Source organism: Caballeronia sp. INML2, assembly GCF_023631365.1.
Taxonomy (GTDB): Bacteria; Pseudomonadota; Gammaproteobacteria; order Burkholderiales; family Burkholderiaceae; genus Caballeronia; species Caballeronia turbans.
The window spans coordinates 1-649 of record NZ_JALQDH010000206.1 but is presented as its reverse complement, the minus strand read 5'-3'; the positions used below and the strand labels follow the sequence as shown (position 1 = coordinate 649).

The window sequence follows — 649 nt, the reverse complement described above, 5'->3', positions numbered from 1 at the left end:
TCTAGCGGACGCCGCGAAGCAGACCGCCGTCAACCTGAATGGCAGCGCCTGTAATGTAGGCGCCGCGCGGCGACACCAGCAATGCCGCGAGACCTGCAATATCGTCGACCGTACCGACTCGCCCGAGGGGAACGTCCAGTAACAAACGGGTGCGCACGCTCTCGTCCGGTTCATCGCCCGCGGCGAAGACCTTGCGCAGGCGCGAGGTGTCGATGTAGCCGGGACAGATTGTGTTGACGTTGATGCCAAACTCTGCGAGTTCTATCGATAAAGTCTTCGCATAGCCGATCACGCCGCCCCAAGTCGCCACCGAAAGCCCGAGGTCGCGGATCGGCTGGATTGCAGAGATGGCAGTTATGTTAAGAATGCTCCCACCGCCCCGCTCTCTCATTGACTCCGCGACCTGCCGGACCATGCGCACCGGGTACATTAGATTTTGCTCGACTGCGCGATGCCACGCTGCATCGTCGAAAGAAAGCAATGGGCCGACCGGCGGCGCACCGTCGTTGTTCACCAGCACATCAATGCCCCCGTGGACAGCGCGAACGGTCGTCGCTACTCTTTCGCAGTCTTCCGCCTTACGGCAATCCGCTGGGATCCATGTCACCTGGTTGCCGGTCATTTCGTGAATTTCGTGGGCCGCGCGCTT

General features: G+C 61.0%; 1 protein-coding gene. It reads right to left on the bottom strand.

The genetic code is table 11. The features are described from left to right. Nucleotide 1: 1 nt before the first annotated feature. Nucleotides 2-649: SDR family oxidoreductase (locus NCT32_RS37015; RefSeq protein WP_250491564.1), on the bottom strand; the 648-nt coding region annotated here is incomplete at its 5' end.